Origin of the sequence: Corynebacterium sp. ACRPZ (genome assembly GCF_022346205.1) — a bacterium.
In the GTDB taxonomy this organism is placed as follows: Bacteria; Actinomycetota; Actinomycetes; order Mycobacteriales; family Mycobacteriaceae; genus Corynebacterium; species Corynebacterium lehmanniae.
Genome location: NZ_JAKRMR010000001.1, coordinates 185,101 through 198,226 on the forward strand (window position 1 = coordinate 185,101; position 13,126 = coordinate 198,226).

At 60.0% G+C, this 13,126-nt stretch carries 14 protein-coding genes and 1 pseudogene; 7 read left to right on the plus strand and 8 right to left on the minus strand.

Annotated elements, in window-relative coordinates:
• Positions 1-10: 10 nt before the first annotated feature.
• Both MHX64_RS00950 and MHX64_RS00955 read right to left on the minus strand, forming a co-directional pair.
• Positions 11-1,057 (minus strand): DNA recombination protein RmuC, encoded by a 1,047-nt coding sequence (locus tag MHX64_RS00950; protein ID WP_239355573.1) that lies wholly within the window; start codon positions 1,055-1,057, stop codon positions 11-13.
• Between the two features lie 31 nt (positions 1,058-1,088).
• Positions 1,089-2,468, minus strand: coding sequence for an AI-2E family transporter (locus MHX64_RS00955; protein ID WP_239355572.1), 1,380 nt, complete (start codon positions 2,466-2,468; stop codon positions 1,089-1,091).
• A gap of 94 nt (positions 2,469-2,562) precedes the next feature.
• On the opposite strand from MHX64_RS00955, the gene ychF reads away from it, so the two are divergent.
• From ychF to MHX64_RS00975, 4 genes are all read left to right on the plus strand, one after another.
• Positions 2,563-3,651: a redox-regulated ATPase YchF gene (gene ychF / locus MHX64_RS00960; RefSeq protein ID WP_239355571.1), complete on the plus strand. Its 1,089-nt coding sequence runs from the start codon at positions 2,563-2,565 to the stop codon at positions 3,649-3,651.
• Positions 3,652-3,669: 18 nt separating this feature from the next.
• Positions 3,670-4,074 carry a recombinase family protein gene (locus tag MHX64_RS00965; RefSeq protein ID WP_074299875.1) on the plus strand — a complete coding sequence of 135 codons (405 nt, stop codon included), beginning with the start codon at positions 3,670-3,672 and terminating at the stop codon, positions 4,072-4,074.
• Positions 4,075-4,301: 227 nt separating this feature from the next.
• On the plus strand, positions 4,302-6,086 hold the full coding sequence (locus tag MHX64_RS00970) for a hypothetical protein (protein WP_239355570.1): 1,785 nt from the start codon (positions 4,302-4,304) through the stop codon (positions 6,084-6,086).
• Entirely contained in the window at positions 6,073-6,807 is a 735-nt protein-coding gene (locus MHX64_RS00975) for an ATP-binding cassette domain-containing protein (RefSeq protein ID WP_016456434.1), read from the plus strand. Before MHX64_RS00970 ends, MHX64_RS00975 begins: the two co-directional genes overlap by 14 nt.
• A gap of 133 nt (positions 6,808-6,940) precedes the next feature.
• Here MHX64_RS00975 and MHX64_RS00980 read toward each other — a convergent pair.
• Positions 6,941-7,063 (minus strand): annotated as a pseudogene (locus MHX64_RS00980) (IS3 family transposase); the annotation flags it as partial.
• A gap of 729 nt (positions 7,064-7,792) precedes the next feature.
• On the opposite strand from MHX64_RS00980, the gene erm reads away from it, so the two are divergent.
• Positions 7,793-8,647 (plus strand): 23S ribosomal RNA methyltransferase Erm, encoded by an 855-nt coding sequence (erm, locus tag MHX64_RS00985; protein WP_049172293.1) that lies wholly within the window; start codon positions 7,793-7,795, stop codon positions 8,645-8,647.
• Between the two features lie 71 nt (positions 8,648-8,718).
• On the opposite strand, the gene MHX64_RS00990 is transcribed toward erm, so the two are convergent.
• Both MHX64_RS00990 and MHX64_RS00995 read right to left on the minus strand, forming a co-directional pair.
• Entirely contained in the window at positions 8,719-9,072 is a 354-nt protein-coding gene (locus tag MHX64_RS00990) for a type IIL restriction-modification enzyme MmeI (protein ID WP_016423158.1), read from the minus strand.
• Positions 9,073-9,443: 371 nt separating this feature from the next.
• On the minus strand, positions 9,444-9,794 hold the full coding sequence (locus MHX64_RS00995) for a VOC family protein (protein WP_239355569.1): 351 nt from the start codon (positions 9,792-9,794) through the stop codon (positions 9,444-9,446).
• Between the two features lie 332 nt (positions 9,795-10,126).
• Between MHX64_RS00995 and MHX64_RS01000 the strand changes: the two genes are divergently transcribed.
• Positions 10,127-10,408: a type II toxin-antitoxin system RelE/ParE family toxin gene (locus MHX64_RS01000; protein WP_005290974.1), complete on the plus strand. Its 282-nt coding sequence runs from the start codon at positions 10,127-10,129 to the stop codon at positions 10,406-10,408.
• Between the two features lie 34 nt (positions 10,409-10,442).
• Positions 10,443-10,703 carry a HigA family addiction module antitoxin gene (locus MHX64_RS01005; RefSeq protein ID WP_239355712.1) on the plus strand — a complete coding sequence of 87 codons (261 nt, stop codon included), beginning with the start codon at positions 10,443-10,445 and terminating at the stop codon, positions 10,701-10,703.
• A gap of 13 nt (positions 10,704-10,716) precedes the next feature.
• Here MHX64_RS01005 and MHX64_RS01010 read toward each other — a convergent pair whose 3' ends face one another.
• From MHX64_RS01010 to MHX64_RS01020, 3 genes are all read right to left on the minus strand, one after another.
• Positions 10,717-11,307: a putative glycolipid-binding domain-containing protein gene (locus tag MHX64_RS01010; protein WP_239355568.1), complete on the minus strand. Its 591-nt coding sequence runs from the start codon at positions 11,305-11,307 to the stop codon at positions 10,717-10,719.
• 48 nt (positions 11,308-11,355) lie between these two features.
• Complete coding sequence (gene arfB / locus MHX64_RS01015; RefSeq protein ID WP_239355567.1) at positions 11,356-11,799, minus strand: alternative ribosome rescue aminoacyl-tRNA hydrolase ArfB; 444 nt, start codon at positions 11,797-11,799, stop codon at positions 11,356-11,358.
• 64 nt (positions 11,800-11,863) lie between these two features.
• Positions 11,864-13,066 carry a hypothetical protein gene (locus tag MHX64_RS01020; RefSeq protein ID WP_239355566.1) on the minus strand — a complete coding sequence of 401 codons (1,203 nt, stop codon included), beginning with the start codon at positions 13,064-13,066 and terminating at the stop codon, positions 11,864-11,866.
• Positions 13,067-13,126: the final 60 nt, after the last annotated feature.

Here is a 13,126-nt window from a genome sequence, read left to right on the forward strand (position 1 = left end):
CCAGACGATTCTACTCCCCGGTGTCCTCGGCAGCGTGCCGGGCACGCGTTGAAACCGGTTTCAACGCCGGGGCCTCGCCGCGCCGCGACGGCACCTGCGCCTCTTCCAGCTTGCGTGCGGTGACCATCACGCGCGAATCCATCGACGCCAGCGTGGCGTTGTACGCCTCCACCGCCTTATCCAGCGAGGAGCCGACACGGTTGTAATGCTCCGCCATGGTGGCAAGGCGCTGGTGCAGCTGCCTGCCGAGGCGCTGGATTTCCTTCGCGGCGTCGTTGAGCGATTCTTGCCGCCACCCCAGCGCCACGGTGCGCAGCAGCGCGAACAGGGTGGTGGGAGTGGCGATGACCACGTCGCGGGCGAACGCGTAGTCCAGCAGCTCAGGGTCGATGGACAGCGCGGCGTCCAGGAACGGGTCCGCCGGCACGAACAGCACAACGAACTCCGGGGTGGGCTGGAACGCCTCGATGTAGGACTTCGCCGACAAGGTGTCCACGTGCGCGCGCACCAGGTGGGCGTGGCGGCGCATGAACGCCTGGCGCTCCTCCGGGTCCTCGGTGCCCAGCGCATCTAAATACGCCTGGAACGGCACTTTCGCGTCGACGACGATGTTTCGGCCCTGAGTGAGGCGGATGATCATGTCGGGGCGGACGCGTGAGCCGTCGATAAGCATGTGCTCCTGGGTGTCAAAATCGACGTGCTCGAGCATGCCGCCGAGCTCAACTACCCGCTCGAGCTGGATTTCGCCCCAGCGGCCGCGGGTCTGCGGGGAGCGCAGGGCGGTGATGAGCTGGTCGGTGCGGTCGCCCAGGCGTGCCGACGTGCGCCCGATCGCCTGCACCTGGCCCGCAAGCGAGGATGCGGAGACCGCCTGCTGCTTGTCCATCTCGTCGAGCTGTTCGCGCATGTCCTTCAGCGCGCGGGCGACGGGGCGTAGGTCCTGCGGGGGCTGTTGCGGGGTGGAGCGGCGCATCCAGGCGGCGCCGGTGAACACGCCGGCGATGAAGCCCGCGAGCAGGCCGGTGGCGAGGAGCAAGAGCACGGTGGCGGTCGACATAGCTGGCAGTCAACCACACCTGCCAGACACGCTAGCGTTCGGGTTCGCTCATATGTTCGCTTGGGGTGTCTTTGCTGCTGTCGCCCGACTGCCACCCACGCAACCGCTCGAGGCCGCTGTCGCGCAGCTTCCGCAGGCTGGAGGTGCCGAAGCGCTCGGTCTTCTCGTCGGCCTCCTCGTCGGCGACGGGGGCGTTGACCCATTCGCGCTCGCCGCGCCACTCCTGGCGTTTGTGCACGGACTCTGCCTCGACGATCTCCGCGATGACCCGGCCCTCGTCGGTGGTGAATTCGATGTCATCTGCGCCCAGCTCGCCGGCGTTGATGCGCAGTACCTCCAGCAGGTAGCGGTACACCACCGCGACCATCGCCGCAGCCGGCACCGCGAGGAAACCGCCGACAAGGCCGAACAGCGCGCCGCCGACGGTCACCGAGACCAGCACGATCACCGGGTGCAGGTTCATCGCGCGCGACTGCAGCATGGGGGAGAGCACGTTGCCCTCCAGCTGCTGGGTGGCCAGCACGATCGCCAGCACGATCAACGCCTTCGTGAACCCGAGGGTGACCAGCGCGATCAGCACCGCCAACGCGCCTGCCACCACTGCGCCGACGATCGGGATGAAGCCCGCCACAAACGTGATCAGCGCGAGCGTGAACGCCATCGGCACGCCCACAATGGCGATGCCGGTGCCGATGACGATCGCGTCCACCAGCGAGCACACCGCCTGCGCGCGGATGAACCCGGACAGGGTGTTCCAAGCGCGGGTGAGCAGCTCCGTCAGGTACAGGCCGGTGCGGCCGCCGGTGGCGGAGCGCAGCCACGGCAGGAAGCGGTGCCCGTCCTTGAGGAAGAAGAAGGTGAGCACGACCAGCACCATCAGCGTCACCGACAGCCCGGCCGCGGTGTTGATGCCGGAGAACACCCCGCCGGCGATCGCGCCCGCCTGGTTCTGGATCCACTGGGTGATCTCGTCGACGCCCTCGTTGAGGTTCTCCGGATCCAGGTTCAGCGGCGGGCCCTGCGCCCACAGCTGCAGGCGCTGGATGCCCTCGAGGGCCTGGATGTACAGCAGGCGGGACTGCCCCACGATGTCCGGGGCGATGAGCATGCCGATAAACGCCAGCACCCCGAAGAACAGCAGCATCGTCAAAAGGGCTGCCAGGCCGGCGGGGACCTTGTGTCGTCGTAAAGCAGCTGCGACGGGGGCGAGCACGGTGCACACGATGAGCGCGAGCACGACCGGCAAAATGCCCGCCCAAAACGCGCCGATGAGCTGGCCCACCGCGTACAAAAACACGGCGATGACCAGGATGCGCAGCGTGAACTTCGCCGCGGAAGCGATCCAGTCGTTGAACACAACGTTGCGGTCCACGCGGTCGTCGCGCACGGGGGTCTGGATCGGTTCACTCACGCGCACCATTGTGCCCCATTGCATTTTGCTTTGCGACGGCACACCTCACGGCCCCCTCCGAACCTCGCACAAGCCTCCGCTAGGATGTTGCGACGTGAGCCTTACTCTTGGAATTGTCGGTCTGCCCAACGTTGGCAAGTCCACCCTGTTTAACGCCCTGACGCGCAACGAGGTGCTTGCCGCGAACTACCCGTTCGCCACCATCGAGCCCAACGTCGGCCTGGTGGAGCTGCCGGATCCGCGCCTGGACCGGCTGGCGGAGATCTTCGACTCGGAGCGCGTGCTGCCCGCCACCGTGTCCTTCGTGGACATCGCCGGCATTGTCAAGGGCGCCTCCGAAGGCGAAGGCATGGGCAACGCGTTTCTGGCCAACATCCGCGAGGCGGACGCGATCTGCCAGGTCGTGCGCGCGTTTTCCAACGACAACGTCATCCACGTCGACGGCAAGGTTGACCCGTCTTCGGACATCGAGGTCATCAACACCGAGCTGATCCTCGCCGACCTGCAGACCATTGAAAAAGCCCTGCCGCGCCTGGAGAAGGACGGCCGCAAGGACAAAGACGTCGCCGCCCAGGCCGAGGAAGCCAAGAAGGCGCAGGCCGTGCTCGAAGACGGCCGCACCCTCTTCGCCGCCTCCAAGGGTGGGGAAGTGGACCTGGCGCTGCTGCACCACCTGCACCTGATGACCGCGAAGCCGTTCCTCTACGTGTTCAACTCCGACGAGGACGTGCTCACCGACGACGCGCGCAAGCAGGAGCTGCGCGACCTGGTCGCCCCCGCCGAGGCCGTCTTCCTGGACGCCCAGACCGAGACCGAGCTTTTGGAGCTTGACGACGAAGACGCCGCCGAGCTCCTCGCCGCCGTCGGCCAAGACGAACCGGGCCTGCAGACCCTGGCGAAGGCCGGCTTCGACACCCTCGGCCTGCAGACCTACCTCACCGCCGGCCCGAAGGAGGCCCGCGCGTGGACGATCCGCAAGGGCGACACCGCCCCGAAGGCCGCCGGCGTGATCCACTCCGACTTTGAAAAGGGCTTCATCAAGGCCGAGATCGTCGGCTTCGACGACCTGGACGCGGCCGGCTCCATGGCCGATGCCCGCGCCGCCGGCAAGGTCCGCCAGGAAGGTAAGGACTACGTTATGGCTGACGGCGACGTGGTGGAGTTTCGTTTCAATGTAACCTAAATACGCTATGAATAGCGTATGACTACACGCGCTGCTATTTACCTCCGTATCTCGTTAGATGCTGCCATGGACGGCCTCGCCATCGACCGGCAGCGTCAGGACTGCGAAGCCCTCGCCGAGCAACGCGGCTGGGACGTCGTGCATACCTACGTCGATCAATCGATCTCTGCATCAAAGAAGGACGTGGACCGTCCCGACTACGACGCGATGGTGGCGTCCTTTGAGCGCGGCGAGATCGACGGATTCTGGAACGCTAAGGCGCGTTCTTATTTCACCGTGAATCGGTGCCATACTTCGACTGTGACCGTCAACGGCAGAACGCAACGAAGCATCAACACCCGCGGCGGCCAGAAGTCGATCGCCGAGCTTTCGGCAACGAATTTGCCGGGCACTAAGGACAGCTACTACTACAACTTCTGCTAGAACTCATGCGCATTCGACCCCTAGTACTTGGGCTTTTGAGCCTACTTCTTGCTGCAGTCATCGCGACTACTGGGTGGCTGCTGACAGCCCTGGTTGACTCCACCAAGCCCTTGTCCTTAGGGGTCGAATCAACCTTTAGTCTTGACTACGTCGAGCCTAAGACTTCACTCGCGGAGGAACTTGAGTCAGACTACGCACCGACGGTAATCCGTAACTCACTGGTTTCATTGGCCGAGCAGAACGGCTACTCCATCTACCGGCTGACTGGCACCGATGACGCAAGCGGGACTTCCCACGAGGTTTTCATCCCGCTGGAGCAAGATTATCCAGCACCGGAACGCATTCCCCGGCTCAACCGGCCGGATGCCTTGAGCCAAGCGTCCAGTGAGCTTGGGTCGCTGGATTACCACGGTGACTACGTCTTGGTTCCCAAAGCAACGGGTGGCAATGCGAACCACTTCTACGAATCGGCCAGGAATGACGGGCTCAGGCTAAGCGAAAAGACGCAGTTCCTTCACCTCATCCAATCGGTCGTATTCCGCCTGCCCGCGTTGGTGGCGATCCTGTTTCTATTTGTCGTTTCCCTTTTTGCCCTGGTATTTGTTCTTCGGGTTTCCGGTCTTAGATTGGCAGCGCTGCGCACAATAAATGGCGGGCACCGCAGTCAAAAAGGCAATTGGCGGCAATGGGCCTTTGTCATCCTCCCACACCTAGTTCTCATTGGCCTTGCGAGTACATTCCTCGCCCGCCAAGGAAGCTATTCTTTTGCCTTCCTGTTCCTCAGGTTCTACGCCGCCGGGATAGGCTTGGCCCTGGCCACCACCGGTTTGGCCGTAGCCGTCACCGCCCCATTGTTGCGCCGCGCAGTAGCGCTGCTGGGGCAGCGTGCCCCCGCAGAGAAGGCGGCGGGAAAAGCGCTGAAAGTAATTTCGGTCTTTACCTGCGTGACCTTTGTAGCAGCGGGTCTTAGCTCAGCGGCTGCGCTCCGCTCCTACCAGCAGGAATCCGAGGCCCAGCAGACCTGGAAATCTCTCGCGGAGTTTGGAGCCTTGCATTTTTCAGCCAACTTCGACGGCCCTGCTGGCCGCGCGGAAGGAGGCGAGCTCTTGCCGCCCAGTGTGCAGCAGAACTTCCGCGACTTCGCGCTCAGCTGGGAACGGGAGCACGGGGCTGTCCTCAGCCATACTTTGCCGAAAGAAGGTACCGGTGTGCCGGACTCCTGCCCCGTGGCACTTGCTAACCGCCAATGGCACGATCTGCAGGATTATCAGTTCCGTCCCGGAGACGACAACCACTCGGTCGACTATTCCGCAGCCCAAGAGCATTTCGCAGCTTCCGTGGATCTGTGGGCTCAGGAATCCGGCGACCTGCTCCTTAAGTCTGCGCAAATTGGTCCGGTCAGTGCCGATCATGCGGTCGGATTCATTAGTGGAACAATGTCGGGGGAACTGGTTCCCGGCGATTGTTTTTACGTGCTTGAAACGGACGATCTATCCGGCTTCGACGCAGACTTCCTAAGCTCCACAGCTTCGAGTGAAAATTTGCTCTTCGCGGATTTCTCGGAACTGGGTCCAGAACTTACCGCTGCCGGCCTCGAAGGCTACGTGTACCCGGTACGCGCGGCCGATCGCGGTCTGGCCGAACTAGTAGCCAGCACGGCGCTGTTCTGGCTGAATATCCTGAGCGTCCTCGGAGCTTTGCTCGCCACGCTTGCGGCCTTGATAGTCCAGGCGCGCATCCAGCTCCGAGTTCACCGTCGCCTCCTGGTACTCCTCCACAGCGCTGGGCAATCACCGGACAAAACGATGTGGCGACTATTCAAAAGCCAACTGGTCAGCCTGACAGTTGTCGTCATATTGTCCGTCCTGGCTCCGCTACTGTTTCCCAACCCGTTCCTCTACACCTTCACCGCGCTAAGCTGCCTTGTCTTAATCGTCTACCTCGGTTTTGCCCGTCTCAGTATTTCTCAGCACATGTCCGCCTCCCCTAGGAGTCACAATGTCATTGGCTAGCCCCAATCAGTCCCCCACTCTGCCGCCGGAGATTTCCACCTCTCATCTCTGTCTCGCCGCGGAGTCGACTTTTTCTGTGGGGCGCAGCACGCGGATGGTGAAGAAGTCCCTCGTGGAAAATGCAACGTTTTCCCTACCCGGGCCAGGCTTTGTCGCCATCTGTGGAGCCAGCGGTTCCGGAAAGACTTTGCTGCTCAACACCTTGGCCGGGCTCCTGCCGCCGGCGGACGGCCTCCTCCGGATAGACGGTGAGAATGCCTCCGCGTGGAGGATGAAGCGGAGGCGGAGATTCTGGCGAGAACGCGCAGCGATAATCCACCAAGACCACGGAATCATTCCCGAACTAAGCTGCGAAGATAACCTCACCCTCGGACTATCCAGGAAGCAATACTCCAAAGAAGAATTGCTGCACTCCCTCGGCGAAGTCGGTCTTGATGTCCCCTTCGACGGGCCGGCAGCTATTCTCAGCGGAGGCGAGCAGCAGCGGCTGGCGATCGCCCGAGCCCTGCTCCGCGGCGCGGCTTATGTGTTCGCTGACGAGCCGACCGCCTCCCTCGACCCCACTAACCGCGACCAAGTTATCGCGCTCCTGCGGCGAGCTGCGGACGGGGGCGCACTCGTTCTGGCCGCCACGCACGATGCCGCAGTTATTGCTGCCGCTGACAGCACCTTGCGCATCAATGATCGCCAGGTCACAGTCTCCGGCTCTGCGCGGGATTAAATCGCGATGCCCGCGGCCTTGGCCACCTTCCGGTACCCGGCCGCATGGTCCGCGACGCTGGCGTGGGCGTTGAGTCCGCTGGGGTTGTCGAGCACGGGCCTGACCCCCGGAAAGTAGACACGTCGGGGGTTAGCTATGCTGCTTGGGCCAGCGTAGCTGATGTGAGTGCTTCGAAGTCATTGGGGGCTAGAAAGTTGCACCAGGAGTGCCGTCTGCGGGTGTTGTAGCGCATGCACCACCGGAAGACTTCTTGGCGACTGATGTCGAAGTGGTCGGGTTTTAAGTTCAATGTTAGCTAAGGGCCTTATTAAAAGCGTTTGGCAACACGCGCTCCTATTTACCTTCGTATCTCGCGAGACGCTGACGTGGATGGCCTCACCATCGACCGGCAGCGTCAGGACTGTGAAGCCATTGCAAAGCAGCGTGGCTTGGACGTTGGACATAGGACATAACTAAGTCGATCAGTCCATTTCCGCGTCAAAGAAGAATGTGGCTCGCCCCGACTACGACGCCATGGTGGCATCCTTTGAACGCGGCGAAATCGACGCGATCATCTGCTGGGACCTCGAACTACCCGCCCCACGTCGGTGGGTAGTCCGATCAGTCGGACAAAACTACTCCCGCACCACAGCGTAATAAGGGGTGCACCTTAAAAACATCCGGAGGTGGGGGTAACTCCCCCTCGTTGCCCAGAGACAAAATACGCCAGTGGCGTCTGTACGACGAGCCGAAGGTAGGACAAATTCCAATCCAGAGAGGTCTTGCACTGTTGCGGTGCGGTTGTCTTCTTTCTCACCGTATTGGACCCTGCGAAATTAATTGGATACGATAGGCCCATGTTGATTTCAGGTTCCGTTTTCATGCGGCCGCTCACCAGCCGCTAAGGCGGTTTTCTCCCTCCCGCAGGTTAGAAACCGCTCCGGTCCTTTAGCCGGGCGGCCATTTGCCATGCCCGGCTCCGTTTCAACTCCACGGAGCACACCTGATGTCTACATACGGATACGGCCGTCACGAACATGGCCAAAATTTTCTCACAGACCACAAGATCATCAACTCCATCGTCGATCTTGTAAAACAAACCTCCGGCCCCATCATTGAGATCGGGCCAGGAAGCGGTGCCCTCACCCACCCGATATCCCACTTGGGGAGGGCAATAACGGCAGTTGAGGTAGACGCAAAACTAGCTGCCAAACTCACAAAAAAGACCGCCTCGGCGTCGGTCGAAGTGGTCCATGATGATTTCCTCAACTTCCCGTTACCCGCCACTCCCTGCGTCATTGTGGGAAACATTCCCTTTCACCTCACCACTGCCATTCTTCGAAAGTTGTTGCATGCGCCGGCATGGACTGACGCTGTACTCCTCATGCAGTGGGAAGTCGCTCGCCGCCGGGCCGGGGTAGGTGCAAGCACGATGATGACAGCTCAGTGGTCCCCATGGTTCACGTTTCACCTTGGTTCCCGAGTACCAAGGTTTGCTTTCCGGCCACAGCCAAACGTTGACGGGGGGATCTTAGTGATCCGCCGGGTGGGTGACCCGAAGATCCCGATAGAGCAACGCAAAGCCTTTCAGGCGATGGTGCACACCGTTTTCACCGCCCGGGGACGCGGGATAGGGGAAATTCTCCGAAGGGCAGGGTTGTTTTCATCACGTTCAGAGACACAATCATGGTTGCGCTCGCGAGGAATCGACCCCGCAACCCTACCTCCCAGATTGCACACCAGCGACTGGATCGATCTCTTCCAGGTGACTGGTTCCTCTTCACCGCGCCATCGGCCCATTTCACAATCGGGAAGTAGTCAACGCCCTCCTCAACGGAAAAATCGAGGCCGGCGGCGGTAATCCCCCCCACCACCAAAACCGAAATCCACCAGTAGTAGTGAACGACCCATGTTCGTCTACCGTGAGCCGCGTTATGGCAGTGACGTGTTCTCGTCGGGCACAGTCATAGTTCCCGGCGTTGCCAGCGACAGGGTTCTACACCCAGCAGCGGGACCGATCAAAATCACCCGCACGGGGAACGACCCTGCTGGTGGTTTCGATTTTGATGAAAGCGAGGAGACATAGCCCCTCGCCAACTCCCCGTAGCTGGCGAACAGTAGCTCCTGGCGCTGGCGCTCGTTGGTGAGTTTGCGTGCCACATCGAAAGCCTTATCGACTTCCCGGTCCAAGTTGTTGTGAGCCTTGAGCAGAATTGGGTCCATCGATAACGGGTTGTAGTGCTCCGCGAGTGACCGCTGGGGGTGCCGCTCGCGTGCCCGCAGCACCAACTGTCCAGCGTCGATGATTCGCTGCTGCGCCTTCTCATCTAGTTCACACAGAGCTGGTCCGCAGTTGTAGCTCCCGATGTACTCCGAAAAACGGAAAAAATAAATAGTGGGGATACATCAACCTTCCACTTTCCATTCTTCCGGCTCAGAGTATTGAGGGGTCTGGGACCGGGTCCGTAAACCCTTTATGTTTTTCGCGCACAGCGGTTTTTAGCGACGCACCCTATAGGTTTTCCGCAGAACTTATATGTGTTTCTGTGCACCCCATATGTTGTCTGTTTTAGCGGTATTTCGTTGTTAATTCCGCACGCGCGCATCAAATGGTTATTTATCGACGACACTCCGTCGAATTTAAGTTCAACGTGAAGCTAGGCCTCGGGGCCGCCCACGCAGAACTCGTTGCCTTCCGGATCCTGCATCACGGTCCATACGCGTCCTGGCGCCTCGTGGGTGTCTAGTGTAGTAGCGCCCAAGCCTTTGAGGCGCTCCACTAAGGTTTCGCGTTTCGCCCCGCCAACGTCGATGTGCATGCGGTTTTTGCCGCGCGTCGGTTCCTCAACGCGCTGAAATCCCAGCGCCGGGGTGGAATCAACCATCACGAAATCGCCGTAATCCGCGGCGATTTTGCAGCCGGTTGCGGCCGACCAGAACTCGGCGAGCCTAGATGGATCGTGGCAGTCGAAGGTAATTTGCCGGATAGTGAGGTTCGGGTCGCTCATGAGCATCATTATGGGGGCGGGGCTTAGAAAGCGCAGCTTGGTGGCCGGGCGGGGACTCAGCCTTCCGGCGTAGTGGAGCGTTTTGAATCGCGAGGGTCACTCCCGCGAGAGCGTAAGAACTCGATGTCGTAGCCTTTTTCGGCTTCGGCGACCCAAGCATCAACTTGATCTTCACTGATCGGCTTCACGTTTATTGTCTTCACGGAAGTCACCGTAATGCGGGGCTTGCGACGGTGTGGTTGCGTAAAGTGGCTGTGCATTTGCATTCGGGTGAGCACAAACTTAACGTTGCGCGTTATTGACGCTTCGCGTTATGGGGGATAGGGTGAGACATGATCCAGTCGTTCGCTGACAAGGACACTGAGCGTCTGTGGAATCGAGAGCGGGTTCGCTCGATCGATTCCCGCATTCACTCAGTAGCGCTGCGCAAGCTTCGCCAGCTTGGGTACGCGCAGACGCTTGATGAGTTACGGATTCCCCCGGGGAACCGGCTCGAGGCGTTGAAAGGTGACCGGCGGGGTCAGTTCAGCATTCGAATCAACGACCAGTGGCGGATCTGTTTTCGGTGGTCCGCCGCGGGGCCAGAGGAGGTTGAGATCGTTGACTACCACTGACAAGCTCCCTCCGGTTCATCCGGGTGAGATCCTTATGGAGGACTTTCTCAAGGAAATGGAGATCACCCAGCACAAGCTCGCGGTCTCCATCGGCGTTCCGCCCCGCCGCATCAACGAAATTGTTCACGGCAAGCGCGCTATTACTGCTGACACTGCCCTTCGTTTGGCGAAGTTTTTCGGGATGAGCCCCCAGTTCTGGCTCGGGTTACAGGCTCAGTACGACTTGGATGTGGCAGAAGACAAAATCCTGGCGGAAATCGAACGGATTCAGCCGTTCCAGGCTGCCTCGGCGTAGCAGGTCAGCGACTCTAAATGCGTCGAGCCATGTCGGGGTAGTAGACGACAACCCCATCTTCGTCGACTTCGAGCTCTACATCGACTCCTCGTGTTCCGCTTGCGTAGCGAACTTTGTGTGAGTCGATTGAACTGTAGTACTGATCCGAGGCGATCACCTGGAGGGAAGGCATATCAATCCAGGCCATGATGAGCGGAGTCTTGGAGACATCTTCTTCGAGCAACCCGAGGCGCCGGATGGGCATCGTGTTTGTCAATGGGCATAGTCCGAGATCACAGTTCAGTGCAGTTTCAAGATCAGCTGGTTGCACAATGCCAGGGGATGGGAGACCGTTCGGCTGGGTACCCGATTCTTTAGTAGTCGATGTCCACTCGCCATCTTTGGTCCGTGTGAGCTCAAGGTGGCGCTCCCAACCGTCGCCCACGACGTTGACCTCCACGTTTTGGGTTACCCAGTTCTCTACAGTACTCAGTTCCCAGGTGGCTTCGTACCCTTCCCCGACCTGGGTACCGCTAGCCGTCAAGCCAGTTCGGTGAAGCTGCACTCGGGCCTCGTTCTGGATTGAGGGGTTGTCTACGTGGTGCCATGTGTAAGTCTGTTCCATGCGCCGAAGCCTACTGGCCCAGGGCGCTTGTGGTCGATGGCGACAGCTCTAGGGAATCTGAGGACGCTTCCTCGTGGACTTCAACTCCGAGCGACGCATCTTCGCTTCTCGACGGCGCCGCACCGAGCCCCTGGTCGGCTTCGTCTTGCGCCGCGGGGGAGGCGGCGGGGCGAGCGCCTCGCGCAACAGGGCAGCCAAACGCTCGCGCGCCTCGGCGCGGTTGCGGACCTGCGAGCGTTGGTTCGATGCGGCCACGGTGAGGACGGTGCCGTCCAGGCGGTGCCCGAGGTTGGTGAGGGCGCGGCGGCGTTGGGCGTCGGTAAGCGATGCGCACGCGGCGACATCGAGGGAGAGCTGCACCTTGCTGTCGGTGGTGTTGACGCCCTGTCCGCCCGGGCCCGACGATTTAGCGAACCGCTCCGTCAGGTCGGCGGCGGCGATGACCACGCCGCCGGGGATCCCCGGTCCGGGAGCGATGGTCAGGTCCTTCATGCCGCCCACCCTACATTTTCGCTGGAACTGAGAAGCTATCAGCAGGAGCCGACCCCGATGAGCACTATCGGGACTTCCACCATGCTAAGGCCAAAGTTGTGGCTAACTGCCCGACTGTCGTTAAAGTCTCGGGGTGTTCGTTGATCTCTGCAAGTTTTGCCTGACTCAACGATTTAATTGAGGCCCAGCGACCAACCGGCTGTACGGTCGAGGAATCTGCGGAGTACTGCCCCAACGCACGAAGGAAGTATTCGATTTGAGCGATTGTCGCGTTAGCATCTCTGATGATTTCGTTGTTTCTTGGTGCGTGCAACACCGAGGATGAGTTGGAGAATGAGACGGAGCTCCGAATCGCCTCTTGAATCTCGCGAAGCTGCTCGGAGACTTTTGTAAGCCGATTTTCTCGGGCATTGAGCAAGTGGGTTGTAAAGCTGACTGCAACTTCCGGCTCGTGATCGACTACGCGGACTACGGAAAGTCGGTCGTAGGTGTCAAGTAACTGAAGCGCGTGCGCGAGGATGGCGAGCCTATCGGCTGCTGCCTCTCTCAAAGATTGAATTAAATTCTGTAGTTTCTTGGCGTTACCTTCCGCTTTACTTAGTTGATTAACTGCATCGTTCATTTCGCGAATCGACTGCTCAAAAATCCCCTCCAATTCGCCACCAATAGAGGCTATGCCATCCCAGCCCGTTTGACTGAGGCGTTTATTCGCAACGAAAAAACTTTCCTCTTTGCAGAGACGACGTTGGTATCCGTCGAGTCGACTTAACGATTCGTTCCGTTGCTGGTTGAGCAGCCTGTCCAGTTTCTCGGTGTGATCACGGAGGTACCCCTTGATTTCAGTCAATGAGTGTTCAATCGCAGCCTGGGCGACGATCCCAGCCGCGTTAGAGAGCACGGCGGGTGCACGGCTTCCAGCCTCGAATGCAAGGTTCTTCACGAACTGACTGGAGTTTCGTAGCTCGCCGATGTCGCTTCTGCGAATTGTTCCGGAAATAGGGTTACGCACGCCGTGTTTTTGTAGAAAGTCATAGGACTCTTGAGTGAGCTTGAGGTATCTTCCCGACTCCAAATTGAGCTGGGACCCACCTTGAAAGAGAACGGCGGCGCGGTGCACCGTTTCTGGAGATATAGGACGCGATTGTCCTTCGGTCAGACCAGCTTCGTGTAGAGCATCCGCCGTCGAATTCAATGAATTCTCGTTCTCAAAGAACACGATGCCACCATTATGAAGGATGAAAGGCAGTTCTTGACCGTGCGTGTCCATGAGTCGATTCTAAGGCCGTGGTGATGCCCGGGCGGAGCCTGTCGCAAAGCAGATGTGCAA

Coding starts and splice junctions, on each gene's coding strand:
- MHX64_RS00950 (WP_239355573.1), bottom strand. CDS start 1,057: ATGTCGACCGCCACCGTGCTCTTGCTCCTCGCCACCGGCCTGCTCGCG.
- MHX64_RS00965 (WP_074299875.1), top strand. CDS start 3,670: ATGACTACACGCGCTGCTATTTACCTCCGTATCTCGTTAGATGCTGCC.
- MHX64_RS00975 (WP_016456434.1), top strand. CDS start 6,073: ATGTCATTGGCTAGCCCCAATCAGTCCCCCACTCTGCCGCCGGAGATT.
- erm (WP_049172293.1), top strand. CDS start 7,793: ATGTCTACATACGGATACGGCCGTCACGAACATGGCCAAAATTTTCTC.
- MHX64_RS00995 (WP_239355569.1), bottom strand. CDS start 9,794: ATGAGCGACCCGAACCTCACTATCCGGCAAATTACCTTCGACTGCCAC.
- MHX64_RS01000 (WP_005290974.1), top strand. CDS start 10,127: ATGATCCAGTCGTTCGCTGACAAGGACACTGAGCGTCTGTGGAATCGA.
- MHX64_RS01005 (WP_239355712.1), top strand. CDS start 10,443: ATGGAGGACTTTCTCAAGGAAATGGAGATCACCCAGCACAAGCTCGCG.
- MHX64_RS01010 (WP_239355568.1), bottom strand. CDS start 11,307: ATGGAACAGACTTACACATGGCACCACGTAGACAACCCCTCAATCCAG.
- arfB (WP_239355567.1), bottom strand. CDS start 11,799: ATGAAGGACCTGACCATCGCTCCCGGACCGGGGATCCCCGGCGGCGTG.
- MHX64_RS01020 (WP_239355566.1), bottom strand. CDS start 13,066: ATGGACACGCACGGTCAAGAACTGCCTTTCATCCTTCATAATGGTGGC.